This window comes from Apibacter sp. B3919 (genome assembly GCF_026537405.1).
GTDB lineage: Bacteria > Bacteroidota > Bacteroidia > Flavobacteriales > Weeksellaceae > Apibacter.
The window spans coordinates 398,225-424,479 of sequence record NZ_JAFNMG010000001.1; the positions used below are offsets into that span (position 1 = coordinate 398,225).

Genomic DNA, 26,255 nt, shown 5'->3' on the forward strand with positions numbered 1-26,255 from the left:
GTTTGTATTACAAAATTGATTGTAAGTTTATACTTAAATTACTTTCGCTTCTTCATGAAGCAAGCGAACCAATTCATCTAAGTTATTTTTATCTACATAAACCACTTGAGATCTTGTCTTTGGCTTTTCAAATTCTGCAATGATAACCTTATTTTCGGAAAATTTAGGTTCAACAACCGTAAAGGGTTTATTTTTAGCAGTCATAATACCTCTTATATTAGGAATTTTTAATTGATTTTCAGGAACAAAACCTTCTTGACCTGCTAAAACAGCAGGTAATTCAATTGAAATTGTTTCTTTTCCATTATCAATTTCCCGTACCACCTGTATGGTTTTTCCTTCAACTTCCAAACCGGTAACAGCATTAGCAAATGGGTAATCTAATTCAGCTGCCACTAAACCCGGAACCAATCCTCCGTTATAATCAATCGATTCTTTACCTAAAAGTACCAAATCATAAGCTCCCTCTTTTGCTACTGCTGCAATTTCTTTAGCCACTAATTCACTGTCCGTAGGTCGAATATTAACCCGAATGGCATTATTAGCTCCGATTGCCAACGCCTTGCGCATTACCGGCTCAACAGTAGTATCTCCAACCGTGACAATGGTTACTTCTGCTCCCTGTTTTTCTTGAAAATATAATGCTTTGCTTAGGCAATATTCATCTTGAGGATTAATTATATATTGAATTCCATTAGTATCGAATTCTTTTTGATCATTCGTAAAATTAATTTTGGATGTAGTATCCGGTACGCTACTTATAGCTACTAATATTTTCATCAACGTATTTTTTCCTGTAACTAAATTAAGTAAAAATAATAAAGTATTTTTATTTATTTACTTCTTTTACTAAGAAATTAAAGTAAATAAAATAAAAAATATAGGAATGTTTATATAATTTAGACAATTTGTGAAGAAAGCCCTTTTTTCAATAATGCTTGATGGATCGGAGTTAGTTTTTCTAAAGATCCGGTTTTAACTTCACATTTTCCTTTGTAATGAACTAAAAAAGTACATTGTTGGGCTTGTTCTAAAGTATGTTCACATATCTCTATTAAGCAATCGATGACATAGTCAAACGTATTAAAATCATCGTTATGCAAAACAATTACATGAGGAGCAGCTTCTTTTACCAACGTATCAACACTCTCCTGCTCTTTCCAATGGGGTTGATTATTGTAAATCATATTTTGTTTAATAATATTGAAATCCAATTATTTTTACTTAATTTCTGAACAAATTTTAAGCCATTCCCGGTAGCTTCTGTAATAATGTCATCAAAATCATGTTCAAAGATACCACTTACCAATACGTATCCATTGGGGCGCAGATTTTCAACGTATTTTGACATATCTTTCAATAAAATATTTTTATTGATATTGGCTAAAATTATATCAAATGAGTGATTTCCTAATAAATCGGCATCTCCCAATTTAATATCTATATCTACTTCATTTTTTTTAGAATTTTCCAGAGCATTACCGTAAGACCATTCATCAATATCTATAGCTTCAACATAATGGGCTCCCCTCTTTTTTGCAAAAATTGCCAACACTCCGGTTCCGCTGCCCATATCTAAAACATCTTTACCTTCGAAATTCATTGTCAACATTGCATGAAGCATGTTATAAGTGGTTTCATGATGCCCCGTACCAAAAGACATCTTCGGATCAATTTTAATAGAAAAAGGAAGATCGTTTCTGACAGGATGAAAATCTGCATGTAAATAAATTTGATCTTCAATGACTACCGGTGGAAAATTTTTTTCCCATTCTTCATTCCAATTGATATCGGGAGATAATTTTTTTTCGTAAGATATTTCAACTTCAGGAGAAGACATAATAGGTAATTCCTTAATTAATTGCTCATCTTCTTCTTCTACCTTAATATAAGTTAAAAAACCCTGTTCGGTTTCAACAAAACTTTCAAAAGGCAACTCTGATAAAAACGCGATTAAAATGTCTCTCCAAGGTTCTAATGGTTTTACGTTGAAATGGTATTCTGTATATTTCATGGAATCATTTAAGTATCGCAAATTTAAAAAATTAATAGCTTATTTTCTTAAGGATCTATAAAATTCATCCACGTTATATATTATAGCTACGCTTTGTTAATGGTTGATAATCTATAGCTGAAAATCCCTATCCAATTATTGAAAATTATTTTCTTTGAGAAGATTTTTTGGAATCAAACAAGTAAAATTATTTTTTTACTTTTACTTTATATTTTTTGAAATTTCAATGTCACGATTCATCAATTTGCTGTTTTTAGTACTATTTATCAATATTTCATTGGGACAACAATTGGTTTTACAAGATAGTATTAAAATTGAAGTTCCCGAATCGTTTAATTTTCAACAAGCAGATATCTTCAATTCTTTATATTTCGTTTCTCAAAAAGATAACACTTTATTAAAATACGATCTAACTTCACAAAAAACATTTATACTTAAAAATTTTAATACATCCAAAAAGCTGTTTATCGTAAATCCTTTATTTTTAGTAACTTTTGATAAGATGAACCAAGTTCTTGAATTTTATGACGATAAGCTGATCAATACTCAGGATAATGTTTCTATTTTAACCGATCAACTTATAAATCCTGACTTAATTTATGTACAAGATAACCATTCTTTATTATATTTTGATGAGTTGAACTCTCAAAGCTTTATTCAATACGATTACAGATCAAAAAATACAATCCTTTTTTCAAATACTTTGTCTAAAGAACTTTCAGATAATTTTGAACTAAAGGATATCTACAGTTCTAAACAATCAAAATTTCTTCTTTTAAAAAGTAACAACAAATCCAACGAAGCTTATCAATACAAAATTAGTAAGCAAAATAATCAAAATATATATACTTATCTAATACCCGAAATGGAAGACTATGGATGGATGGAACAAAATTTTTATTGGATACATAAAGGTTATTTATATATCTATGATTTTGAAAACAAACCCGTTCAAATACCCTTGCCGAATTTAGGTGAAAAATATTATATTTTAAATAAACATTTATTTCTATGGAAATCTAAGGTTATGTACCTTTACACATTAGAAACTAAAAAATAAATTTATTAAGAATGCATATTGCTATAACCGGAAATATCGGCGCAGGAAAAACTACATTAACTAAATTATTATCAAATAATTACAATTGGATTGCACAATTTGAAGACACCGAACAAAATCCATATCTAGACGATTTTTATTATGATATGGCAAAATGGTCATTTAATTTGCAAATCTATTTCTTAAGTTCTCGTTTTAAACAAATAAAAGAAATTAGAGAAAATAAGAAAAATACAATCCAGGATAGAACTATTTATGAAGATGTATATATTTTTGCTTCAAATCTTCATGAAATGGGATTGATGCAAACTCGAGATTATGACAATTATTTGAATCTTTTTAATTTAATGAAAGAGTATATACAAGCTCCGGATCTTCTGATCTATCTTCGCGCCACCGTTCCTACTTTAGTAAATCAAATTCAAAAAAGAGGAAGAGAATACGAAACGTCCATTAGCATTGATTATCTTCAAAGATTAAATGAAAAATATGAAGAGTGGATTTCAAATTATACTGAAGGAAAATTATTGATCATCGATGTTGATAATATGGATTTTGTTGACAATAAGGAAGATTTAGGAAAAATTATTGATAAAGTAGAGGCTAATATTCACGGTTTATTTTAAAAGATTTCCATCTTTATACGATTAAAATTATACTCTCTAAAATTTTAAAAAAAAATAGTAAATAATTTTAATAAATTATTTACTATTTATAGTTTATAGGGTGAATAATTGTACTATTTATCCAACTAAATTTAGTTAGCAACTTCGCTAATAAATTTAATCCTCATAATTCGTAATTCATCTTCTGAATAATCTTCTCCAAATTCATCCAACAAGACGGACATTTTATCACTTTCAGACTCCATCAAAAAATCTATTATTTCGTCTTGTTGCTCTTCATCCAATAATTCATCTACATAGTAACCAATGTTTAGTTTAGTTCCTTGATAAACAATACTTTCCATTTCATTAAGTAAATCATTGATTGTTAAATCTTTTGCTTTTGCAATATCTTCAAAATCCAATTTCCTATCCGTACTTTGAATTATGAATACTTTATGGGACGATTTATTGGCTACTTGCTTAATGACTAAATCATCAGGTCGTTCAATTTCATTTTCTTCAACATATTTGGCAATATATTCAACGAAATCTTTTCCAAATTTCTTTGCTTTACCCTCTCCTACACCAAACACATTGGAAAGTTCTGAAAGGGTGGTCGGATAATGTAAAGCCATATCTTCCAAGCTTGGATCTTGAAAAACAGCAAACGGAGGAATTGCATTTTTCTTGGCAACTCTTTTTCTGATATCTTTTAAATCATCAAATAATTTTTTATCTAATGCATTGCTACCCGCCGCTTGAGGAGTAACAATTGGAGTTTCCATTTCTTTTTCAAAATCAACATCCTCGGCTATTAAAATTTCCTTGGGATCATTAATAAATGTTTTACCTAATTCAGATAATTTTAATAGTCCGTAAGTTTCTATATCTTTAGTAAGAAAATTATGGACAATAGCCTGTCTGATGATGGATTTCCAAAAATTATCCGATTTATTTTTACCAAAACCAAAATAATCTTCAAATCCCAACTTATAGGATTTGGTAATGGCTGTTTCTTTTCCAACAGCTACATTAACCAGATCTTTTAATTTTAATTTTTCTTTCGTTTTTTCAACTACGGTAAGGATTTGTTTCATTTCTTCCGCAACATTTACCGTTGTTTTCGGATTCATGGAATTATCATCCATTTTTGCTCCCAAGCCATTTTTTTCGTCAAAATCTTCTCCAAAATAATGAAGTAAATATTTTCGTCTGGACATGGATGTTTCCGCATAACCTACCACTTCTTGTAAAAGCTGTAAGCCTACTTCTCTTTCGGAAACAGGCTTGGAAGCTAGAAACTTTTCTAATTTCTCAACGTCTTTATAATCGTAGAAAGCAAGACAATAACCTTCTCCTCCATCCCTTCCTGCTCTTCCGGTTTCTTGATAATAACTTTCTAAACTTTTGGGTATATCATAATGAATCACAAAACGCACGTCCGGCTTATCAATACCCATTCCGAAAGCTATGGTTGCACAAATTACATCCGTTTCCTCCATTAAGAATTTGTCTTGATGGGCTGCTCTGGATTTACTGTCTAATCCGGCATGATAAGGCAAAGCGTTTATTCCATTGACTTTTAATAATTCAGCTAATTCTTCTACCTTTTTTCTGCTTAAACAATAGATAATTCCGGATTTACCCGGATTGTCTTTTATATATTTTATAATTTGTTTTTCAGGATTTATTTTAGGTCTGATTTCATAATATAAATTCGGCCTGTTAAAAGAAGATTTGAAAATTTTAGCATCTGTCATTCCTAAGGTTTTTTGGATATCATCCTGAACCTTTGGCGTTGCTGTAGCCGTCAGGGCTATTATAGGTGTTTTACCGATTTTTTCAATTATGAATCGTAAATTTCTGTATTCAGGACGAAAATCATGTCCCCATTCAGAAATACAATGCGCTTCATCAATCGCAAAAAATGATAATTTTATAGTTTTTAAGAACTCTATATATTCTTCTTTGGTTAAAGATTCGGGAGCTACATAAAGCAATTTGGTTGTCCCGGATAGTATATCATCTTTAACTCTTTTTATTTCTGTTTTATTTAATGAAGAATTAAGGACATGTGCTATTCCTTCACTTGAGGATATACCTCTGACAGCGTCAACCTGATTTTTCATTAAGGCTATTAAGGGAGAGACAACAATCGCTGTACCCTCTAATAATAAGGCAGGTAACTGGTAACACAAGGACTTTCCGCCACCTGTAGGCATCAATACAAATACATCGTTGCCGCTCAACAAATTCGTAATTACTTCTTCTTGCGGCCCCTTAAATGAATTAAAACCAAAAAATTTTTTTAATAATTTAGGCAAGTCTTTTTCCAAAGATTTCATTCTTAAACTTTAGTTTTTTATTAAATTTGCTGTTTATTAAATTAAATATACAACAAATTTCTTAAACAAAAAAAATTATTTATTTTGGATGATCAAATGATTTTAAAAGCAGGCAAAGATACTATTTTATTTGAAACAACCGAATTACAATCCTTATATAATCGTTTAGGTGATGATTTTGTTAAAGCGGTACGTTATATACTTGATTCTAAGGGTAAACTTGTTTTGTGCGGAGTCGGAAAAAGTGCACATATAGCCAATAAATTAGTAGCCACCTTTAATTCTACCGGAACACCATCACAATTTTTACACGCTGCCGAGGCGAAGCATGGCGATTTAGGTATTATTTCTAAAAATGATGTGGTCATCTGCATTTCTAACAGCGGTACTTCCTCAGAAATTCAAGAAGTAGCACCTTTTCTTAAAGAATATTCTTCGGTATTAATAGCCATGACCTCTAATAAAAATTGCTTGTTGGCAGAACTTGCTGACGTGGTTTTAGATACTCAAGTGGAAAAAGAAGCTGATCCTAATAATCTGGCGCCTACCACTTCCACTATAGTACAATTAGCTATGGGGGATGCTCTCGCAGTTGCCTTACTTCAGGCTAAAAATTTCACTTCTTCCGATTTTGCTAAATATCATCCGGGAGGTGCTTTAGGTAAAAAACTGCTTCTAAAAGTCGAACAATTGGTAAAACCTGACCGAAGGCCAGAAGTTCAACTATCTGCTCATCTTAAAGAAATTATCAATTCCTTAACGTATTCATCTTATGGTATCACTGTCGTTATTGAGGATCATAAGGTTAAAGGAGTAATTACCGATGGAGATGTAAGAAGGACGTTAGCTAAAGATGTGGATTACAATCAAATTACAGCTAAAGATATAATGTCTGTTACACCTAAAACCATTCAAAAAAATGAATTAGCCAGTGTTGCTTTTGAAGAGCTTAAAAATAATCAAATAGGTCAATTAGTTGTACTAGATGGAGAAAATTATGTAGGTATTATAGACCTGCATACTCTTTTGGATAATGGATTTAAATAATTTTATTTAAATTAGTATCTTATTAACTAAAAAAATTCAATGGCTCAAAAAAAAGAGAATGATAACGCAAATATGCCGTTTCTTGCTCATATTGGCGTTTTAAGAAAGCATATTTTACGATCTTTAGTGGCTATATGTTTAGGGGCATGTTTCGTTGGATATAAAATTCATTTTGTAATGGATCATATTATATTCGGTCCGATTCATAAAAATTTTTTAACCTTTAAACTTATGAATTTTTTCGGTCGGATCTTTGGTTCTAGTGATGTATTTGACATGCCCGACGAATTTCCCATCCAAGTGCGTAAAATTTTTGAGCAATTAAATACAGCCTTTTATGTGTCTATTGTTGGAGGCTTTATATTGGTATTTCCTTATGTTATTTATGAATTATGGAAATTTATTTCTCCCGGACTAAAACCAAATGAAAAGAAAAATTCTTTGACATTTTTCATATCAACTTATTTTCTCTTTATTCTCGGATGTTGTTTCGGTTATTTTTTTGTTACTCCCCTGACGATGCACTTTGGTTATTTTTTTAATATTTCCGAAACCATTAAAGTTAACATTGATCTGTCCAGTTATATACGAATTCTATTACAAACCGTATTAGGAATGGGCTTGATTTTTTTATTGCCTGTTATTGTATATGTTCTTACCAGTATCGGTATTTTAACTCCAAATTTCTTAAAAAAATATAGAAGACATGCCTTGGTTATTATTTTAATAATTGCCGGATTTATCACCCCCGGTGATATTCCTTCAATGCTCGTTGCCTCTTGTCCTTTATATTTACTATATGAAGCCAGTATATTGGTTTCTTCCTTAGTTTACAAAAGAAATAAAAGTGAAGCTTCTTAATTACGCAATATTGTTAGCATTTGAGATTCTAATAATCTAAAAATCACTTAAAATACTTTTAACTTCATCTAAATAATAATTGCCGAATAAAATAGAATGAACCAGCAAAGGGTATAATTGGGTAAAGGGTATACGTTCTTCCCATCCTTTTTCTAATGGGTATTTAGAATTGTAACCTTCATAAAAATCGACGGAAAATCCTCCAAACAGGCGGGTCATGCCCAAATCCATTTCTCTATGTCCATAATAAACGGCCGGATCTAAAACCACCGGATTACCGGTATCTGATATTAAGAAGTTGCCACTCCATAAATCTCCATGGACTAGTGAAGGAGTTTCTTTAGGAAAAATATCATCAATTTGTTGATAAAAATTTTCTGCCGCTCGTACTTCTTGATTAGTTAAAGCATTCATATCAGTCAATTTTTTTATTAAGGGTTGTAAATGATATTGAGTATAGAATTCACCCCATGTAGACGCTTTAGTATTTTTTTGAGGTAAACGTCCCACATAATTATCGCTACTGAATCCAAAAAACGGTTGAGGAATTTTATGCATCGATGCAAGAGATTTTCCAAAATTTTCCCATATTTCTTCATTGGCTTCCCCTTTGGAAATTAATTCTAGAATCAAATATTGCTCATTGCCACTATCATCTATTTTAATAATCTTAGGGGTTCTTAACGTATGGGTTTCCTCTATAGATTTTAGTCCTTTTGCTTCCTCTCTAAGCATTCCGGGAAATTCTTTTGTACTATTAGTTTTCATAAAAAAATTTCCCTCCTCAGATTGTAAAACGTATGACTTATTTGTGTCTCCGCCCGAAATAGGTTTATAACTAGTTATCTTAATCGGTAAACGTTTCAGTATATTTTGTAGATTCATGTTTGATTTTTTATAATTTAAAATAATGTTTATTAATAATATCAAAAAATATACAAAATTGTATTACTATTTTATAATATTTTAACATACTAATATATCAATATAAAAAAACAAATAAAACTTTAAAATAATTGGATACATGCAACAATTAATTCTTAACTAATTTTAATTGTTATATCAATTTATATGTAAATATTGATTTATATCGATATTTTAATTATAAATAGCTAATTTTAAATTTTATTCTAATAAAAAATTACTAATTTTGAAGAAACTAATTTTATACTCTTTTACATTTACTTTTCCTTAAAATCTGAACACTTTTAGTCAACCCTAAAATTTTAAGAATTCATGAAAAAAAAGATTATTCTATTAGCACTATTTTTAATAACCTCATTAAATCTTTATACTTCTTGTAATAAAAAGGATTCATCACATAAAATTGATCCTTTATCTGCAGCCGCTTCTATGACAAAAGAAGATATTCAAAAATCCAAAGAGGAAGAGATTGCTAATCTTCCTGAAAATACTTTTATAGTAGAGGGAGATGATGCAATGCAATTTAATATACACGAATTAAAAGCAAAAGCAGGAAAACCTATAACCCTTACACTTAAACATGTGGGCAAAGCAAGTGTTAAAGATATGGGACATAATATAGTAATTATAAAACCGGGTACCAATTTTAATGATTTTGCAAATCGAGCAGCTAAGGATGTGGCTGATGATTATATTCCTAAAAATGATCCGTCAATTGTTGCCCATACCAAATTGTTAGGAGGAGGTGAACAAGATACGATAACCTTTACAATTAATGAAAAAGGAACTTATGAATATTTATGTACATTTCCCGCGCATAGTGCGACAATGAGAGGTAAACTTATCGTAGAATAAATTTTTAACTTTTAAAATAAAAATACAGGAATATACTTCCTGTTTTATTATTTTATATAAAAATTAAATCTATTTAATTTTTGGCGCTTGTAAATAAAAATTATGTGCCGTTTTTAATATATATTCCTCATTTATATCCGAATAGTCTATGCAGCTGACTTGAGAATTTACATCGTCATTATATAATTGGCGATACACATTGGATCGAACAAATGGATAATATTTTCCTTTTTTAACTAATAGCATTAACACCGTTAATAAATCTTTATCATTTTTATCTGTTGAATTATAAAAATCAACAAGAAATGGTATGGACTCAATAGCATTAATTTCCAATAAAGCTTTTTTAAAGTTGAGACCCATATATTGATTTTTTAAAGAGGTTTCACGTATAAATTCTTGAATATTTTTTCGATATTGTTTTAAAAACTTTTTTTGTCTTGCACTCCATCTGGGATCATTAACCGAAGTAGGCAGCTTTCCGAAAATTTTATTTTCCTCATAGATCGCTAGGGAATCCATATCTTCGCTTGAAGATTTAATTTCGGGATAAACCATAGTATAGGTAAATTTTTCTTTGATTGTCAATTTATCAAAATCTTTTTCCGATAAGTACCTATCATTATATTCATTTGATTCAGTACCATTGATAGATGATAATTTTGAAATCAACTTTTCAATTTTTGATAAATTATAAGATGGTATTGAATTTTTTAAACGTTCTTCTTGATTTATACTTTTTATATTAGTTGAATCAATCGAAATGTTATTTTCAGTTTCTTGAGCAATATAAATATTAAAAATCAATAGAATAATAAGTAAAAATTTTTCTCTCATAAGCGCATATAATATTAGTTTATTTCATAATAGTAATCAATATTACATTAAAAAGCAATATAAACCGCTCGAAACATTTTATATAAAAACTCGCTTTTAATAGTAATGTTTTAGAGTAAATCTTATGGATACTGATTTATTCTCTCAAATACTTTGCAATATAAACAATAATTTATCATAAATAGCAATTTATTTTCATAAAATAGAATAATATTTGTCATATAATTAGCATTTTGAAATGAAAAATTAATAATATATAAATATTCAATTTATATTTTTTATATAAAAAAAATCATTTACAAAATTTTATAATATATAAAAATGATTTTTACTGCTACAATTCTTTTTTAAATTTTAAAAACTAAATATTTGATATAGAATATATAACTATATCAAATAAAATAAGTAAATAACATAAAAAGGAGAATGATATCAATAATATTTGATTTCATTCTCCTTTTTAGTATGTTAAGTGAATATATTTATGATTCAATTATTAATTCTTCAATAAAATACAATGTTCAATATATTATTTAAATTTTATATATAATGGCTTGAACGGAGTATTTGAAAAATAAAAATTATTTTAAATTAGTTTTAATTATATTTTGCGATCTTTCAGGACCTACAGAAACTAAATATATTTGAACTCCAAGAAAATTTTCAATAAATTCTAAATATTTTTTAGCTAAAATAGGTAATTCTTCATAAGAGGTAACTTTTGAAATATCTTCTTTCCAACCGTCTAAATCTTGATAAATAACTTCATAGTTTGCTAATTCTTCAATAGTAGACGGGAAAATATCTGTTATAGTACCTTCAGGCGTTTTATAGGCGGTTCCCACTTTAATTTTATCAAAATCACTTAATACATCCAATTTGGTTATTACTAAATGTGTAATCCCATTAATCATGCATGAATAGCGTAAAGCTACTAAGTCTAACCAACCGCAACGACGTGGACGACCGGTTGATGCCCCATACTCGTTACCTATTTTACGTATAAGTTCTCCAGTTTCGTTTTCCAATTCTGTTGGAAAAGCACCGTTACCAACCCGTGTACAATAAGCTTTTGATACTCCTATTAAATTTTTTAAACTGGTTGGTGGAACCCCTGCTCCTACGGTAGTGCCACCGGTAGTTGGAGACGACGAGGTTACATAAGGATAGGTTCCGAAATCTATATCTAGCATAAGTGCCTGAGCACCTTCAAACAGAACGTTTTTATCTTCTTTTATCGCATGATTAATTTCGTATTCTGAATCTATAATACGATTTTTAAGTTTTTTTCCAAATTCAAGATATTTTGTGTAAATATCATCAAATTTTAATGGTTCTTTGTTAAACAGCTTTTCAAATAAAACATTTTTAACATTAAGATTTTCCTTTATTTTAGTTTTTAAAACTTCAGGATTTAATAAATCAATAGCTCTGATCCCTGTTCTTGAAATTTTATCTTCATAACAAGGTCCTATCCCTCTTTTGGTTGTTCCAATTTGAGAACTTCCGGCAAATTCTTCTCTATAGGTATCAAGTAAAATATGATACGGCATAATGATATGAGCCCTGCTGCTGATAAAAACATGATCGGTATTTAAACCTCTTTTTTCAATTTGTTCAATTTCATTGAAAAAAGCTTCAGGATTTACTACCACCCCATTTCCTATGATACATTTTCCTTTACATTGAAGAACTCCTGAAGGCAAAAGATGTAATACAAATTTATCTTCTCCTACGTATACTGTATGTCCTGCATTATTTCCTCCTTGATAGCGTACTACATAATCTGATTTTTCCGCTAAAACGTCTGTAATTTTTCCTTTTCCTTCGTCGCCCCATTGTAAGCCGACAACAACATATGTTGACATATATAGTTTAATTTATAATAGTTTTATTATTTTATAGAAATTACTTAAAAATAGCAACTCTTTTTGCAAAATTAATTGATTATTATTAATAGCTGCTATTTTACTTAAAAAGTAATTGACATTTTATTACCATATATTAAAATATGAGCTTATTAAAATTAATTTATTTAAGAATCTTACAGATCATTATTTATTAAATTGTGGTATATCTGCAAAAAATTACTCCTCTCTTAACAAGCTCATAAAAAAAATTTTATTTTACCGGAATGTTTTTAAGAATTTCCAGTAAGAAATCCCAAAATTTTTGAACCGATGATATACTAACTCTTTCTTTAGGAGAGTGGGCTCCTTTAATAGTTGGCCCGAATGAAATCATATCCATTGATGGATATTTTTCACCAATAATTCCACATTCCAACCCTGCATGACAAGCCTGAACAGAAGGTTTCTCTCCGTATTTTTTTTCATAAATACTTTCCGCCAGTTTTAATATTTCTGAAGAGGGATTTGGCTTCCATCCGGGATATGAACCGGTTAATTCAACTTTCATTCCTCCTAACTCTAATGCAGCTTCAAGTGACGTTGCCACCCACATTTTAGAACTTTCAACTGATGATCGCGTTAAACATTGTATTTCAGCCTTTCCTTTTTCCAATTTTACTCTTGCAATATTATTTGAGGCTTCTACTAATCCTTCAATATCCGGGCTCATTCGAAATACTCCGTTAGGAGCAGCTTGTAAACTTGAGATAAATTTTTTACTGTCTTCAACGCTTAATCCTTTTTCTACATGATCTATCTGAGAAAGCTGAATAGTCAGATTACTATCTATACTACTAAATTCTGATTTGATCTCTGAATATAGATGATTAAATTGTTCTTGTAATTTGCTTTCAAATTCAGAGGATATTGAAAATATTGCAGAAGCTTCTCTGGGTATAGCATTTCTCAACCCTCCTCCATCAAAAGAAATCAATTGAATATTAAATTTTAAAAAATCATATAAAAATCGGTTTAATAACTTATTAGAATTACCTAAACCTTTATGAATTTCCATTCCGGAATGACCTCCATGTAAACCGGACAAATTAATTCGGTAAGTTTTAGAATTTTTATTGATTTCTTTTTCTTCATAATTTGCTTTCGCTGTAACATCAATTCCTCCCGCACAACCTATGTCAATTTCATCATCTTCTTCTGTATCCAAATTAAGCAAAATATCTCCTGATAATATATCTTTACTTAATTCAAATGCTCCGGTTAAACCGGTTTCTTCGTCAATAGTAAATAAAGCTTCTATAGCCGGATGTTCAATATCTTTTGAAGATAAAACACTCATTATGGCAGCGACTCCTATTCCGTTGTCTGCCCCTAAGGTTGTACCTAATGCATGAACCCAATCTCCTTCATAAGTCATTTGTATTCCTTGGGTTTCAAAATCAAAATCAACATCATTATTTTTTTGGCAGACCATGTCCAAATGGGATTGTAAAACCACCTTTTTTCTATTTTCATATCCCGGAGTTGCCGGTTTTTTTATTACCACATTTCCACAGATATCTTCAATAGTTTCTAAATGTAAAGATGCTCCAAAGTCTTTAATAAATTTGATAACTTTTTCTTCTTTTTTAGAAGGTCTTGGTACGGAGTTCAAATCTGCAAAATGATTCCATATAGACTCGGGTTTCAATTTCTTAATAGTGTTGTTATTCATATCTTATCTTATTAAGAGGAATTTTTATTGAACAAATTTCGCTTTTTTTTATAAAAAAAACCTGCAATTTTTGCCTTTAAATACATGAAAAAAAGAAAAACCTAATTTAACTTTTAATAATTAACAATTAGGCTATTTAATGATTATTGATAATATTTAGAAAAATAGCCTTTCATTTTATTAATAATGCATTTATATGCTCTTTTGAAATAATAAATTTATCTATATAACAATAAAGTAAATAATCTAAAAAAGCTCTTTTAACTTTTCTAAAATTATAAAGAGTTGAAGTATTATTGTTATTTTTGATAAATAAAAATTAGTTAAATGAATACCAGATATAATGCTTTAGACAAAGATTTATTTATTAAAAATAGAAAAAAATTTGTCCAAAGAATGGCCCCAAAATCAGTTGCAATATTCAACAGTAATGATATTTATCCTATCAGTGCAGACAGTACTCTCCCTTTTCAACAGCAACGAGATTTATTTTATCTTTCGGGAATAGATCAAGAAGAATCAATTTTAGTATTATGTCCCTATGCTTATTTAGAGGAACATAGAGAAATGCTTTTTTTACGGGAAACTAATGAACATATTGCCATTTGGGAAGGAGAAAAATATTCTAAAGAGCAAGCAACTGAGGTTTCAGGAATTAAAAATGTGTATTGGTTACAAGATTTTGATAAAATTCTTGAAATGGTTATTGTTCAAATGGATAATATATATATAAATATAAATGAACATTATAGAGCCGAAAAAGTTGTTGAAACCCGAGAAGACAGATTCATAAAAAAATTACAAAATAAATACAGAGGTCATTGTTATTTACGAAGCAATCCCATCTTACAACACCTACGCTCAATTAAAGAACCTGAAGAGATAAACGCTATTCAACAAGCCTGTGATATAACGGAAAAAGGGTTTAGAAGGATTCTTCCTTTTATTAAACCGGGTGTTTGGGAATATGAAATTGAAGCGGAGTTAATTTATGAATTTATTAAAAACCGTTCTAAAGGCTGGGCTTATACACCAATTATAGCTTCCGGGAAAAACAGCAATGTTTTGCATTATATATTAAATAATAAAGAATGTAAAGACGGAGATGTTGTTTTGTTGGACGTGGGGGCCGAATATGCCAATTATTCTTCTGATATGACACGTACTCTTCCCGTGAACGGAAAATTTACACCCCGACAAAAAGAAGTATACCAATCGGTACTAAATGTTAAAAATGAATCTACTAAACTTTTAATTACGGGTAATAATTGGTACAGTTACCATGAAGAAGTGGGCAATATAATGACGGAAGAATTGTTAAAGTTAAATCTCTTAACAACAGAAGAAGTTAGAAATCAAGACCCGAAATGGCCCGCTTATAAGAAATATTTTATGCATGGAAACTCACATCATTTGGGCCTTGATACACACGATTATGGTATACTGACGGAATCATTTGTACCTAATATGGTGTTTACCGTTGAACCGGGTATTTATATTCCGGAGGAAGGATTCGGGATTAGAATAGAAGATAATGTAGTGATTCAATCGAATGGAAATCCGCACAATTTAATGAGAAATATACCTATCGAAATTGAAGAATTAGAAGATCTTATGAATTCATGATACCATAAAAAACTATAAACCTTAAACCTATGTTTACTTATAAACCTATTGACCGAGTTGAAAAAATATCCAAAGAAGACTTTTATAATCAATATTATAAACCACAAAAACCGGTAGTAATTGAAAAACTGACTGAAGATTGGCCTGCTTATAAAAAATGGAATTTTGACTATATTAAAAAAGTTGCAGGTGATAAAATTGTCCCTCTGTATAATAATGATCCGGTTAGTGCTGACAAAAAAGTAAATGAACCGGACGCCAGAATGAAAATGTCCGACTATATTGATTTACTTCAAAAAGGCCCGACTGATTTAAGAATATTCTTATTTAATATACTGAAACAAGTACCGGCCATGCAAGACGATTTTAAGTTTCCGGACTTAGGTCTAAATTTATTTAAAAATTTACCTATGTTGTTTTTCGGAGGTGCGGGTTCCAATGTTTTTATGCATTTTGATATAGATTTAGCCAATATTTTACATTTTCATTTTGCAGGTGAAAAACAATGCATATTGATGAAGCCTCAAGATACGAAGTATATGTATAAAATACCGTATGCTACTATTTGCAGAGAAGACATAGATTTTGATAATCCGGATTTTGATAAATGGCCTGGATTAAAATACGTTACTCCATATAAGGCTCATTTATCTCATGGTGAAATGCTATACATGCCTGAGGGTTGGTGGCACTATATGCAATATTTAACTCCGAGTTTTTCAATGAGTTTACGATCTTTGGCTAAAAGACCTGCAAATTTTGCTAATGCTGTATTGAATATTTTCATTAAAAGGAATTACGATAATTTTATGAGAAAAAGACAGGGGCAAAAATGGATTAATTATAAAAATAATAAGGCCATACTTGATACTAACAGAGCAATTCATCTTTCAAAATAATTTTTTGATAAGTTGAGCTATAATAACCTGAATTATTTTTTGTTTTGATTAAAATTAATTATTACATTTGAGCAAAACAATATATAATAATTGTATTATGGTAACATTGCTTTATATAGGCGCTTGGCCATTTGTGAAATTTATAGGATTTATTTTATTTTTATTAATTGCCTTTATAGGTTTTTGGTGTCTTACTTTTTTAGTATGTATCCTTCCATATTGGTTAACTTTTGGTATTGCAGAAAATAAAGGTAAAATAAATGCTCATATAGCTCCTGATGAGGTGAAATCTAAAACTCTTCCTCAACAACAAAATGTGGAAGTTGTTTATACAAAATAGGTAAATTATACTCAATTAAAAACAAAAGCTGCAATAATTTGCAGCTTTTGTTTTTTTATTATCTTATATCTTTACTTTTTACATTTTCTTTAAAATGTTCAAAGTTTCATTAGCTATTTCTAATTCTTCATTAGTAGGTATTATCATTATTTTAACTTTTGAATCGGAAGCCTGAACTTCTTCTACCTTTTCCGGCCCACTCAATTCAACATTCTTGTTTTCATCCAATTTAATACCTAAATAATCTAAGTCTTTACAAATTAATGAACGTAATTGCGCATCATTTTCACCGATTCCGGCAGTAAAAGCAATCGCATCCACACCATTTAAAGCGGCTATATATGCTCCAATATATTTTTTAACTCTATAAGAATACAAGTCTAAACACAAAATAGCGTTAGGATCACCGTTTAAATACATCTCGTCAACATCTCTTGCATCGCTTTTTCCGGTAAGACCTAACATTCCAGACTTTTTATTTAGCAGATCATCCAATTCCTCGAATTTTACTCCGCATTCTCTAACCATGTAAAAAAGAACGGATGGATCTATATCTCCACTTCTAGTACCCATAACTAAACCATTAAGCGGGGTAAAGCCCATTGAGGTATCAATACTCTCCCCTTTTTCATTAATAGCGGTAATGCTTGATCCATTTCCTAAATGAATAGTTATGATTTTAGCTTCTTGATTATTTAAGTAATTTACGGCCTGCCGTCTTACGTATTTATGACTTGTTCCATGCGCTCCGTAAGATCTTATCTTGTAATCAGTGTAAAAATGGTTCGGAATTGCATATCTGTATGCTTTAGGTGGCATAGTAAGATGGAATGCTGTATCAAATACAGCTACTTGAGGGGTATTTGGGAAAAATTTTTGCGCAACTTCAATACCTAACAAGTTAGCAGGATTATGTAAGGGTGCTAATGCACTCATTTCATCAATTTCGTTTTTTACTTCATCAGTAATTAAAACCGGAACGTTAAATTTCCCCCCGCCTTGTACAATTCGGTGTCCTACTCCTTTTATTTCTGATGGATCATTAATAACTCCAACATCTTTTGCTGTTAACAATTCAACAATAAGTTTCATTCCTTCAACATGTGTAGGAAATTCTTGATGAATTTGTTTTTTATCTGAAATACCGTTTTTCAGATATTTGTGTGTAATAATTCCGCCAGTCGTACCTATTCTTTCTACCAATCCTTTAGCAATAACGGAGTTTGAATCCATGTTAAGCAATTGATATTTAATAGAAGAACTTCCCGCATTAATAACTAATATTAACATCCTTATAATTTTTAATGCAAAAGTATAGCTTTTAAATTTTTATGCAAAAAATTAAATGAATCTTGTAGATTAATAATTTTATTATTTATCTTACTTTAATCTTTTTACTTCATAAAAGTTAGTATTTCTAATTAGTATGTTTAAAAGATAATTCATTTAAAAAGTTTAATTAAAAATGATAAATATCCAATTAAATAATACAATTTGTATTCTTATTAAAGAATTTAATATTTTTTCAAATTTTAAGGATTGATAAGCACTTGATCAAATTAAAATAATGCTTTACATAAACCCTAAACATAATTAGTAAAAGCAAAAAAAATCCGGAAAAATTCCGGATCATAATTAGTGTAGTAATGAATTTATTAATATCTATATTCATCCGATTTAAATGGTCCTTTAACAGGAACTCCAATATATTTTGCCTGTTTTTCTGAAAGAGTATCCAATTCAACCCCTATTTTAGCCAGGTGAAGCATGGCAACTTTTTCGTCTAAATGTTTAGGCAAGGTATAAACTTTATTTTCATAGTTATTTGAATTGTGCCATAATTCTATTTGAGCCAGCGTTTGATTGCAGAAAGAATTACTCATCACAAAACTTGGATGACCGGTTGCACAACCTAAATTTACTAATCGACCTTCGGCAAGAACAATAATATCTTTACCATTGATCGTATATTTATCTACTTGCGGCTTAATAGTAACCTTTGTAGATCCATAGTTGGCATTTAACCAGGCCATATCAATTTCATTATCGAAATGTCCTATATTACAAACTACGGTTTTATCTTTCATTTTCTCGAAATGCTTACTTTGAATAATATCGCAATTTCCAGTACAAGTAATTACAATATCAGCTTTGGTAATGGCATAATCCATCTTTTTAACTTCATATCCATCCATTGCGGCTTGTAAGGCACAAATCGGGTCGATTTCAGTAACTATAACTCTGGCTCCTGCTCCTCTAAATGAAGCAGCTGAACCTTTTCCTACATCACCATATCCTGCAACTACAACTACTTTTCCCGCAATCATTAAATCTGTTGCCCTGCGTACTGCATCAACAGCAGATTCTTTACATCCGTATTTATTATCAAATTTAGACTTGGTTACGGAATCATTTATATTGAAGGCCGGTAATAACAACGTACCGTTTTTTACTCTTTCGTGCAAACGATGTACCCCTGTAGTAGTTTCTTCTGATAAACCTTTAATTCCCGGTACTAACTCGGGATATTTATCTAAAACCATATTTGTTAAATCTCCTCCATCATCTAAAATCATGTTTAACGGTTTTTTATCTTCACCAAAGAAAAGTGTTTGTTCAATACACCAGTTAAATTCGTCTTCATTCATTCCCTTCCAAGCATATACAGATGTTCCTTTAGCTGCTATAGCGGCTGCTGCGTGATCTTGAGTAGAAAAAATATTACATGAGCTCCAAGAAACTTCAGCTCCTAATGCTTGTAAGGTTTCAATTAAAACAGCGGTTTGTATAGTCATATGAAGACAACCGGCTATCCTTGCGCCTTTCAAGGGCTGTTCGTCTTTATATTCTTTACGTAAGGCTATTAATCCGGGCATTTCTGCTTCCGCTAATTCAATTTCCATTCTTCCCCAATCGGCCAATGAGATATCCTTTACTTTATAAGGGATATAATCAATTTTTGTGCTCATACTAATAAAATTTATTCAAAGTTATTAATTTAATTCACAACTTACAACTTAAATTTATCTTTAAAAATTAATAAATTCGTAGATTTGTATTATAAAAGAATAAAATCTAATTATCCATGCAGTTAGATATTAAATTTTCGCGGTAATTGAATATAGGATCAATAAATTTTTTAGGTTATGCTTAGACTATTTTTTAATATTACTAATTTGATTCTTAAATATTAATGTTAAATATATTTTATAAATTGGGTTAAAGTATTTATTAGTATTAAAAAAGATACGTTTTTGTAAAATTTATAGTATGATTACGAATGATTTATTTGTCAATTTAATCGAATATTCTCCTCAGTGGGAAAATTGTTCTGAAAATCTTTCTTTTTTATCATTACTTTTAGAAGATTTAACTTCATCGGATCTTATTATTTTACCTGAAATGTTTAATTCCGGTTTCAGTCTTAATCCTACTAAAATCGCTGAAAAAATGGACGGTAGAACAATAAAGTGGATGATTGAAATTTCTTTAAAAAAACACACTGCTATTTGTGGAAGTTTAGTAATTGAAGATAATGGCAATTTTTATAACCGATTTATCTTTGTTGCTGAAGGAAAAATAGTAACGTATTATGATAAGCGACATTTATTTTCATACGGAGGAGAAAATCAATCGTATACATCGGGAAATAAGCGCGTTGTTTTTTCCTATAGAGGATGGAAAATTTGTCCAATGATTTGCTTTGATCTGCGTTTTCCGGTTTGGTTCAGAAATACGGAGTATTATGATTTATTGATAAATGTTGCTAATTGGCCGGATTCACGTATAGATACTTGGGATACATTATTGAAAGCTCGTGCCATTGAAAATTTATGTTATGTTTGCGGAATAAACAGAATCGGTTCTGAACCAACCGGGCTCAATTATATTGGTCATTCGTCTATTTACACACCCGTTGGTAAAAAGTTAAATTTAACAAATAACCGTAATGCAATTTATAATCACACTATATCACTAGATGAAATAAAGAAATGGAGATCTCAGTATAATTTTTTAGATGAACGAGATCATTTTAAAATTTTAAAAGATTAGAAAAGAAATTGAAACAAATTTATCCTTTATGAATTTTTAAAATTATTATTAATTATAAAACTTATATCTTCTATAATTAAGATAATTCGTATAAACATGTATTATTTGTTATTCTTGAGATAAACTAAAAAAAGAAAATCGAACATTACCGTATTTTCTAGATTCGGTAAAATTTGGAAATTCGGAAAAATCTTTTCTTGTATTATGTTCTAAAATAAATTCCCCTTGTTCGGATAAAAAATGATTCTTAAATATAGATTTTATTAAATTTTCGTATTGTTTATCTTCTAAATCAAAAGGGGGATCTGCAAATATGAGATCATATTTTTTATAGCTTTGTTTTTTTAAAAAACTAAAAACATTTTGTTTTATCACATTTACTTCATTTATTCCTAAGAGTTTAATGGTATCTTGAATAAATTTAACATGCTTTCCGTTCAATTCTACCGAGGTTATATCTTTACAACCACGCGAAGCAAATTCATAATCTATTGAACCAATCCCGGAAAATAAATCGAGCACTGAAATATCCGATATCATATATCTGTTGGAAATAATGCTAAATAATGCTTCTTTCGCAAAATCAGTTGTGGGTCTAACATCAAAATGTTTGGGGGCAGAGATCTTCTTTCCCTTTAATTTTCCTGATATAATTCGTATCATATATCTAATAGTGTATAATTTTCTCTTTTAAAAGTGTCTTCATCACCGGGTACTACCTTTTGAAAAAGCTTTTCAAATTTTTTTATTGCATTCAGATGGTGCGGTATATGGTAATAATATAATATATGGGTTGAAAGATTTTGGGATAAAGTGTTTGCAATAAATTTCAAAAAATATTCTATATCCTCAACTTTTTTGTATGGATATATATTATATAAAATTAATTTTTGATTTTCTATGAAGGATATCTCAAAATAATGATCATAAATGTGTATAAAAAAACCATTACTGTAAAGGTTTTTGTTAATTTTTGATAAAAATTTAAATCCCGTATGAGAAATTCTTATTTTTTCGGAATAAGAGGTAAAGAGAGTTTCAATTATTTCGGGATAATAAAAAACTAAAACTAAATCAAAATTGGGGATTAAATTAAATCGTATTCCTAAATTTTCTAAATGCGGAACATTAAGATTTAAAAACTTTTCTGCAGTTCTTTCTTCAAAAAATTCATTGGGAATAAGGGTAAATTTGTCATTTAATAGTGTAATGTCTAAAAAATTACACTTGGTATTAAAAAAATTATTTTTTAAGAGTTTATGTGTTAAGGTTTCTTTATCTACTTGGTTCACTAAATTTTCATAATGTATAATTTTTTTTTCATTATTTATGATATAAGAAGTTTTTTTATCTTCAAATAAAAAATTTACTGTAGTAGATAATGATGGATTAGAGGTATGTAATCGTTTACTTTTTTTCAAAGCTTGATTATTATTATGAATAGCAAATATAAATCATATCAACATCATACACAATTTTTATATACATTATAAACTTTATGAAATTAGTCTATGGACCGGTATTTAATTAACTAATTGTATATTTTGATAGTAAAACTATATTTTCTTTTTTAAAATTAAGTGATTGATCAGATTTTTTTTATTAATCTAAATAAATTTGATTAAACCATTTATAAAACTGTATAATTTAATATTCATGTTTGTCTTTATGAACCATTTATTTATACAATAGTAAACAATAACATATTAAACATTTTTTATTAATTACTTAAAGAAATACATAAAATCTAGGAAGTATAATTTTGATAAATGACAGATTTATTGAGAATTAAATATGATTTCAATTTTATCCTTAGTATTAAAATATTTCCTTTTTTTAAATAGTTTTTGTAAATTTGCCCGCTTATAAATTAGAATATAAATGAACGTTACACAAAACAAAATAGATGATTTAAATACTATTGTTAAAATCACCATTAAGCCGGAAGATTATAAACCCAACGTTGAGAAATCACTTAATGATTATCGTAAAAAGCTGAATATGCCTGGCTTCAGAAAAGGAAAAGCTCCGATGAGTATTGTTAAAAAACAATATGAAGGTGCGGTAACTTTTGAAGAAATCAACAAAGTTTTAAATGATGCTTTAAGTAACTTCATTTCTGAAAATAAATTATCCATTTTAGGGCAACCTTTACCTAAAGAAAATAATGAATTGGATACCAATGCTCAAGATATGACCTTTGAATTTGAATTAGGATTAGCTCCTGAATTCAAAGTTGATCTTTCTAAAGCTAAAATCTCTTATTATAAAATTGAGGCTACTGAAAAAGAAATTGATGACACTGTTGCTAGAATGCAAACTCAATTTGGAGAAGTTGTAGATGCCGACGCTATTGAAGAAGGTGGAAATTTTGTAGGAGAAGTAGAAGAAATTGATGCTGAAGGAAACCCTGTAGAAGGTGGTGTAAATACTACTATAACTTTTATGGTAGACGATTTAAAGAATAAAGATTCTTTTTTAGGTAAGAAAAAAGGTGATGTAATTACTATCAATGCTCAAGATTTATTTAATGATGTACATCAACTTCAACATTTCTTTGGGCTTTCCCATGAAGATGCTCATCACTTTAATGCCAATTTAAAAATTACTGTTGAAAAAACTTCTATTAGAACAAAAGCGGAGTTAAATCAAGATCTTTTTGATAAAGTTTACGGTAAAGATAAAATTAAGAGCGAAGAAGAATTAAGAGCTAAAATTAAAGAAGAAATCGAAAATTACTATAAAAAGGAATCTGATACTAAATTCATGAATGATTCTGTTGAATGGTTATTAGATACTATACAATTCGATTTACCGACAGAATTTTTGAAAAAATTCATTAAAAGCAAGTCCAAAGAACCAATGACCGACGAAGAAGCGGATGTAGAATATGAAAAATCTGCAAAAGCTTTACGTTATCAATTAATTGAAGGTCAAATTCTTTCAGATAATCAGGTAAGCGTACAATATAATGATTTGGTTGAATTCACTAAAAATCAAATGAAACAACAATTTGCAATGTATGGATATGTAGATATTCCTGATTCAGAGTTAGACAAATATGTTGCGAATGCAATGAAAAATGAAGAACATGTTCGTCAATCGTCCGGTAACTTAATTCAACAAGAATTATTCAAAATTTTTGATTCAAAAATTCAGAAAAAAGAAAAAACTGTTACTTTAGAAAAGTTTGATGAAATACTGAAAAAAGAATCAGAAGAAAAGGGAGCTAAAAAATAAGTTAAAACATTGTAGTATATATAATGTATTAATCTCATTCTTAATAATATATTTAAACAGGCTATTTTAATAGTCTGTTTTTTTATAAATTTTATAAAAAAATAAATATCATTTAATTTATTATATGTATATTGCAAAGCAAAAAGTCACCTTTTTGTGTTAAAAAGATGACTTTTCTAATAAATACTCAATCAATTATGATCTTTCAATTTCAAAATTGAGTTTTAGTGTTAATTAATTAATAATTCTTCTAAGCTTTTAGTGTTAAAGTGTGTGTGTTAAGTCTTAGTGTTAATTAATAATTTTAGTGTTAAAAGCGTTAATTAATTAATTCTAATAAAGTTATTAGTGTTAAAGTGTGTTAAGCTTTAGTGTTAAATTAATAATTTTTAGTTTTTAGTGTTTATTATCTTTATATTATGTTATATTATATTTAGTTTTTAATTTATTTACGTTAATCTTTATTTTCCTTAGCCTCATTTATTTGATTACAAAGTTATAGATTTTTTTCTAATATCCAAAACCGCTTAAATTCATTTAATCAATTATTGACAAAAAACTATATATTTTCAATACTGAAAAAAAAATATTTATTTGATTATTAAGCAATTATACAACAAAAAGAGACAAAAAATGAGCAATGTTAAAATTATTATAAAATTATATGTATAAAATTTTAGAAAATTTTAACTATATATTTTATCCTTGAATCTTTATTTAATAGATTTTTTTCCATATAGAAATTTATAATAGCATTATAAAAATTACTAATAGATAAATTAACTTTCTATTCTTCTTTATGCTTATTGTAGGAATCCAATATTAATTTTTGTCTAAGATCCAATAACCTTTTCATATTATGGAATACTCTACCGGTCAAGCTTCTCACCCACCCTTTCTTTTTTAGTGAAGGTAGTATTTGTTCCAATGTATCAAAATTCTTATTCATTTTTTGAATTTCCAATCTGCTTATCTCTTCATCATCAACAATAGATGTTATTTCTTCTTCAAGCTTTTTTCTAAGAAGTTTAAGTTTTTGTTTAATTCTTATAATTTCTTCCGTATTGAAATAATCATCATATTCATCAAATTTTTCACAAATTTTATCTATTTGTTCTTGTTCTTCAGCCAAAAGACCTAATGGTGAAGCTAATGAAATTTCATTCCAAATAACTTCCAACCATTTTTCTATTTTTATATATACGTTAGCAATTGAATCTATAATGAAATCTTCATGAATTGAAAATCTTCCGGGAACTGCTTCTCCTGAAATAGTGTATTTTTCGTTATCTTTTTTTTCAATGAAATAATTTTCATCTTTAAATAAAATATAATATTTGGGTTCTATTAGATATATAATTTTAATAGTATTTTGATTTATATCAACTTTAAAGTCAACATATTCAAATTTATCATTCTGTTTAAAAATTTCGATAATGTTCTCTAAAAAATCTTTTTGTATCATATATTGAAGCAGTTACACAACTATTTTAATTGTAAATATAAATATTTAATCTTGAAAATTATCAATATAAAACTTTTTTTTTAATTTTGTACTATTAATAAACATACCTTATTTTTTATATATTCATTATTTTATTCGTTAAATTATGGAAAATAAACATAAAACTACTATTGACAGATTACTAGATTTTATGGTTTATAAAAACCTAAATGATAACAAACTAACTAAGTTAGCAAATTTATCTGTTGGACTTATCGGAAGGGCTAGAAGGAACAAGTCGGGTTTACATACAGATACTATTGAAAAAATTTTACATACGTTTCCGGAATTAAATCCTACTTGGCTGCTTACAGGTAATGGATCTATGTTATTAGATTCGAATGATATTCCTAAAGACAAACCGGTAATGAATGAGTCAGATACCCTTATTGATGAAATATTCATTACTCAAAAAGATATAATCTATATGTTGAAAAAGAAATATTTTAAAGTTTAAGAT

General features: G+C 28.8%; 24 protein-coding genes. 11 read left to right on the forward strand and 13 right to left on the reverse strand.

The window, feature by feature from the left end; genetic code table 11:
• Positions 1–33: 33 nt before the first annotated feature.
• The 3 genes from J3U20_RS01865 to prmA form a co-directional block, all read right to left on the reverse strand.
• Entirely contained in the window at positions 34–780 is a 747-nt protein-coding gene (locus J3U20_RS01865; RefSeq protein WP_160542159.1) for an electron transfer flavoprotein subunit beta/FixA family protein, read from the reverse strand.
• Between the two features lie 119 nt (positions 781–899).
• Positions 900–1,187 carry an ATP-dependent Clp protease adaptor ClpS gene (locus J3U20_RS01870; RefSeq protein WP_105298139.1) on the reverse strand — a complete coding sequence of 96 codons (288 nt, stop codon included), beginning with the start codon at positions 1,185–1,187 and terminating at the stop codon, positions 900–902.
• A complete protein-coding gene (gene prmA, locus J3U20_RS01875; RefSeq protein ID WP_160542160.1) occupies positions 1,184–2,014 on the reverse strand; it encodes a 50S ribosomal protein L11 methyltransferase in 831 nt (276 codons plus the stop codon). The genes J3U20_RS01870 and prmA overlap by 4 nt, the downstream gene beginning before the upstream one ends.
• 226 nt (positions 2,015–2,240) lie before the next feature.
• Between prmA and J3U20_RS01880 the strand changes: the two genes are divergently transcribed.
• Positions 2,241–3,074 (forward strand): hypothetical protein, encoded by an 834-nt coding sequence (locus tag J3U20_RS01880; protein ID WP_160542161.1) that lies wholly within the window; start codon positions 2,241–2,243, stop codon positions 3,072–3,074.
• A gap of 11 nt (positions 3,075–3,085) precedes the next feature.
• Positions 3,086–3,700, forward strand: a complete 615-nt coding sequence (locus tag J3U20_RS01885; protein ID WP_105297521.1) for a deoxynucleoside kinase — start codon at positions 3,086–3,088, stop codon at positions 3,698–3,700.
• Positions 3,701–3,831: 131 nt separating this feature from the next.
• Here J3U20_RS01885 and recQ read toward each other — a convergent pair whose 3' ends face one another.
• Positions 3,832–6,027 (reverse strand): DNA helicase RecQ, encoded by a 2,196-nt coding sequence (gene recQ / locus J3U20_RS01890; RefSeq protein ID WP_160542162.1) that lies wholly within the window; start codon positions 6,025–6,027, stop codon positions 3,832–3,834.
• A gap of 84 nt (positions 6,028–6,111) precedes the next feature.
• On the opposite strand from recQ, the gene J3U20_RS01895 reads away from it, so the two are divergent.
• Both J3U20_RS01895 and tatC read left to right on the forward strand, forming a co-directional pair.
• Positions 6,112–7,074 carry a KpsF/GutQ family sugar-phosphate isomerase gene (locus J3U20_RS01895; RefSeq protein WP_370457898.1) on the forward strand — a complete coding sequence of 321 codons (963 nt, stop codon included), beginning with the start codon at positions 6,112–6,114 and terminating at the stop codon, positions 7,072–7,074.
• Positions 7,075–7,113: 39 nt separating this feature from the next.
• Positions 7,114–7,935 carry a twin-arginine translocase subunit TatC gene (gene tatC, locus J3U20_RS01900; protein ID WP_160542164.1) on the forward strand — a complete coding sequence of 274 codons (822 nt, stop codon included), beginning with the start codon at positions 7,114–7,116 and terminating at the stop codon, positions 7,933–7,935.
• 36 nt (positions 7,936–7,971) lie between these two features.
• On the opposite strand, the gene J3U20_RS01905 is transcribed toward tatC, so the two are convergent.
• Complete coding sequence (locus J3U20_RS01905; protein ID WP_160542165.1) at positions 7,972–8,820, reverse strand: fructosamine kinase family protein; 849 nt, start codon at positions 8,818–8,820, stop codon at positions 7,972–7,974.
• Positions 8,821–9,171: 351 nt separating this feature from the next.
• On the opposite strand from J3U20_RS01905, the gene J3U20_RS01910 reads away from it, so the two are divergent.
• Positions 9,172–9,714 (forward strand): plastocyanin/azurin family copper-binding protein, encoded by a 543-nt coding sequence (locus tag J3U20_RS01910; protein WP_160542166.1) that lies wholly within the window; start codon positions 9,172–9,174, stop codon positions 9,712–9,714.
• 69 nt (positions 9,715–9,783) lie between these two features.
• On the opposite strand, the gene J3U20_RS01915 is transcribed toward J3U20_RS01910, so the two are convergent.
• The 3 genes from J3U20_RS01915 to J3U20_RS01925 all read right to left on the reverse strand — a co-directional run bounded on the left by J3U20_RS01915 (position 9,784) and on the right by J3U20_RS01925 (position 14,133).
• Positions 9,784–10,551, reverse strand: a complete 768-nt coding sequence (locus J3U20_RS01915; RefSeq protein WP_160542167.1) for a hypothetical protein — start codon at positions 10,549–10,551, stop codon at positions 9,784–9,786.
• Positions 10,552–11,132: 581 nt separating this feature from the next.
• On the reverse strand, positions 11,133–12,419 hold the full coding sequence (locus J3U20_RS01920) for an adenylosuccinate synthase (protein WP_160542168.1): 1,287 nt from the start codon (positions 12,417–12,419) through the stop codon (positions 11,133–11,135).
• 253 nt (positions 12,420–12,672) lie between these two features.
• Positions 12,673–14,133 (reverse strand): aminoacyl-histidine dipeptidase, encoded by a 1,461-nt coding sequence (locus J3U20_RS01925; RefSeq protein WP_160542169.1) that lies wholly within the window; start codon positions 14,131–14,133, stop codon positions 12,673–12,675.
• Between the two features lie 327 nt (positions 14,134–14,460).
• Between J3U20_RS01925 and J3U20_RS01930 the strand changes: the two genes are divergently transcribed.
• The 3 genes from J3U20_RS01930 to J3U20_RS01940 all read left to right on the forward strand — a co-directional run bounded on the left by J3U20_RS01930 (position 14,461) and on the right by J3U20_RS01940 (position 16,998).
• A complete protein-coding gene (locus J3U20_RS01930) occupies positions 14,461–15,759 on the forward strand; it encodes an aminopeptidase P family protein (RefSeq protein ID WP_105297512.1) in 1,299 nt (432 codons plus the stop codon).
• Positions 15,760–15,788: 29 nt separating this feature from the next.
• Positions 15,789–16,658, forward strand: coding sequence for a cupin-like domain-containing protein (locus J3U20_RS01935; RefSeq protein WP_160542170.1), 870 nt, complete (start codon positions 15,789–15,791; stop codon positions 16,656–16,658).
• Positions 16,659–16,755: 97 nt separating this feature from the next.
• Complete coding sequence (locus tag J3U20_RS01940; protein ID WP_160542171.1) at positions 16,756–16,998, forward strand: hypothetical protein; 243 nt, start codon at positions 16,756–16,758, stop codon at positions 16,996–16,998.
• A gap of 78 nt (positions 16,999–17,076) precedes the next feature.
• On the opposite strand, the gene J3U20_RS01945 is transcribed toward J3U20_RS01940, so the two are convergent.
• Complete coding sequence (locus J3U20_RS01945; RefSeq protein WP_160542172.1) at positions 17,077–18,288, reverse strand: acetate/propionate family kinase; 1,212 nt, start codon at positions 18,286–18,288, stop codon at positions 17,077–17,079.
• A gap of 365 nt (positions 18,289–18,653) precedes the next feature.
• On the reverse strand, positions 18,654–19,967 hold the full coding sequence (gene ahcY, locus J3U20_RS01950; protein WP_160542173.1) for an adenosylhomocysteinase: 1,314 nt from the start codon (positions 19,965–19,967) through the stop codon (positions 18,654–18,656).
• A 301-nt stretch (positions 19,968–20,268) separates the two neighbouring features.
• Here ahcY and J3U20_RS01955 point away from each other — a divergent pair, with 301 nt between their 5' ends.
• A complete protein-coding gene (locus J3U20_RS01955; RefSeq protein ID WP_160542174.1) occupies positions 20,269–21,051 on the forward strand; it encodes a nitrilase-related carbon-nitrogen hydrolase in 783 nt (260 codons plus the stop codon).
• A gap of 108 nt (positions 21,052–21,159) precedes the next feature.
• Here the strand turns inward: J3U20_RS01955 and J3U20_RS01960 are convergent, their stop codons facing one another.
• Both J3U20_RS01960 and J3U20_RS01965 read right to left on the reverse strand, forming a co-directional pair.
• Positions 21,160–21,714: an RsmD family RNA methyltransferase gene (locus J3U20_RS01960; protein WP_160542175.1), complete on the reverse strand. Its 555-nt coding sequence runs from the start codon at positions 21,712–21,714 to the stop codon at positions 21,160–21,162.
• Positions 21,711–22,472 (reverse strand): DUF3822 family protein, encoded by a 762-nt coding sequence (locus tag J3U20_RS01965; RefSeq protein WP_160542176.1) that lies wholly within the window; start codon positions 22,470–22,472, stop codon positions 21,711–21,713. Before J3U20_RS01965 ends, J3U20_RS01960 begins: the two co-directional genes overlap by 4 nt.
• Positions 22,473–22,932: 460 nt before the next feature.
• On the opposite strand from J3U20_RS01965, the gene tig reads away from it, so the two are divergent.
• Positions 22,933–24,291, forward strand: a complete 1,359-nt coding sequence (gene tig / locus J3U20_RS01970) for a trigger factor (RefSeq protein WP_160542177.1) — start codon at positions 22,933–22,935, stop codon at positions 24,289–24,291.
• Positions 24,292–25,078: 787 nt separating this feature from the next.
• Here tig and J3U20_RS01975 read toward each other — a convergent pair.
• Positions 25,079–25,756: a hypothetical protein gene (locus J3U20_RS01975; protein WP_160542178.1), complete on the reverse strand. Its 678-nt coding sequence runs from the start codon at positions 25,754–25,756 to the stop codon at positions 25,079–25,081.
• A 145-nt stretch (positions 25,757–25,901) separates the two neighbouring features.
• Between J3U20_RS01975 and J3U20_RS01980 the strand changes: the two genes are divergently transcribed.
• On the forward strand, positions 25,902–26,252 hold the full coding sequence (locus tag J3U20_RS01980) for a hypothetical protein (protein WP_105297502.1): 351 nt from the start codon (positions 25,902–25,904) through the stop codon (positions 26,250–26,252).
• Positions 26,253–26,255 lie beyond the last annotated feature (3 nt).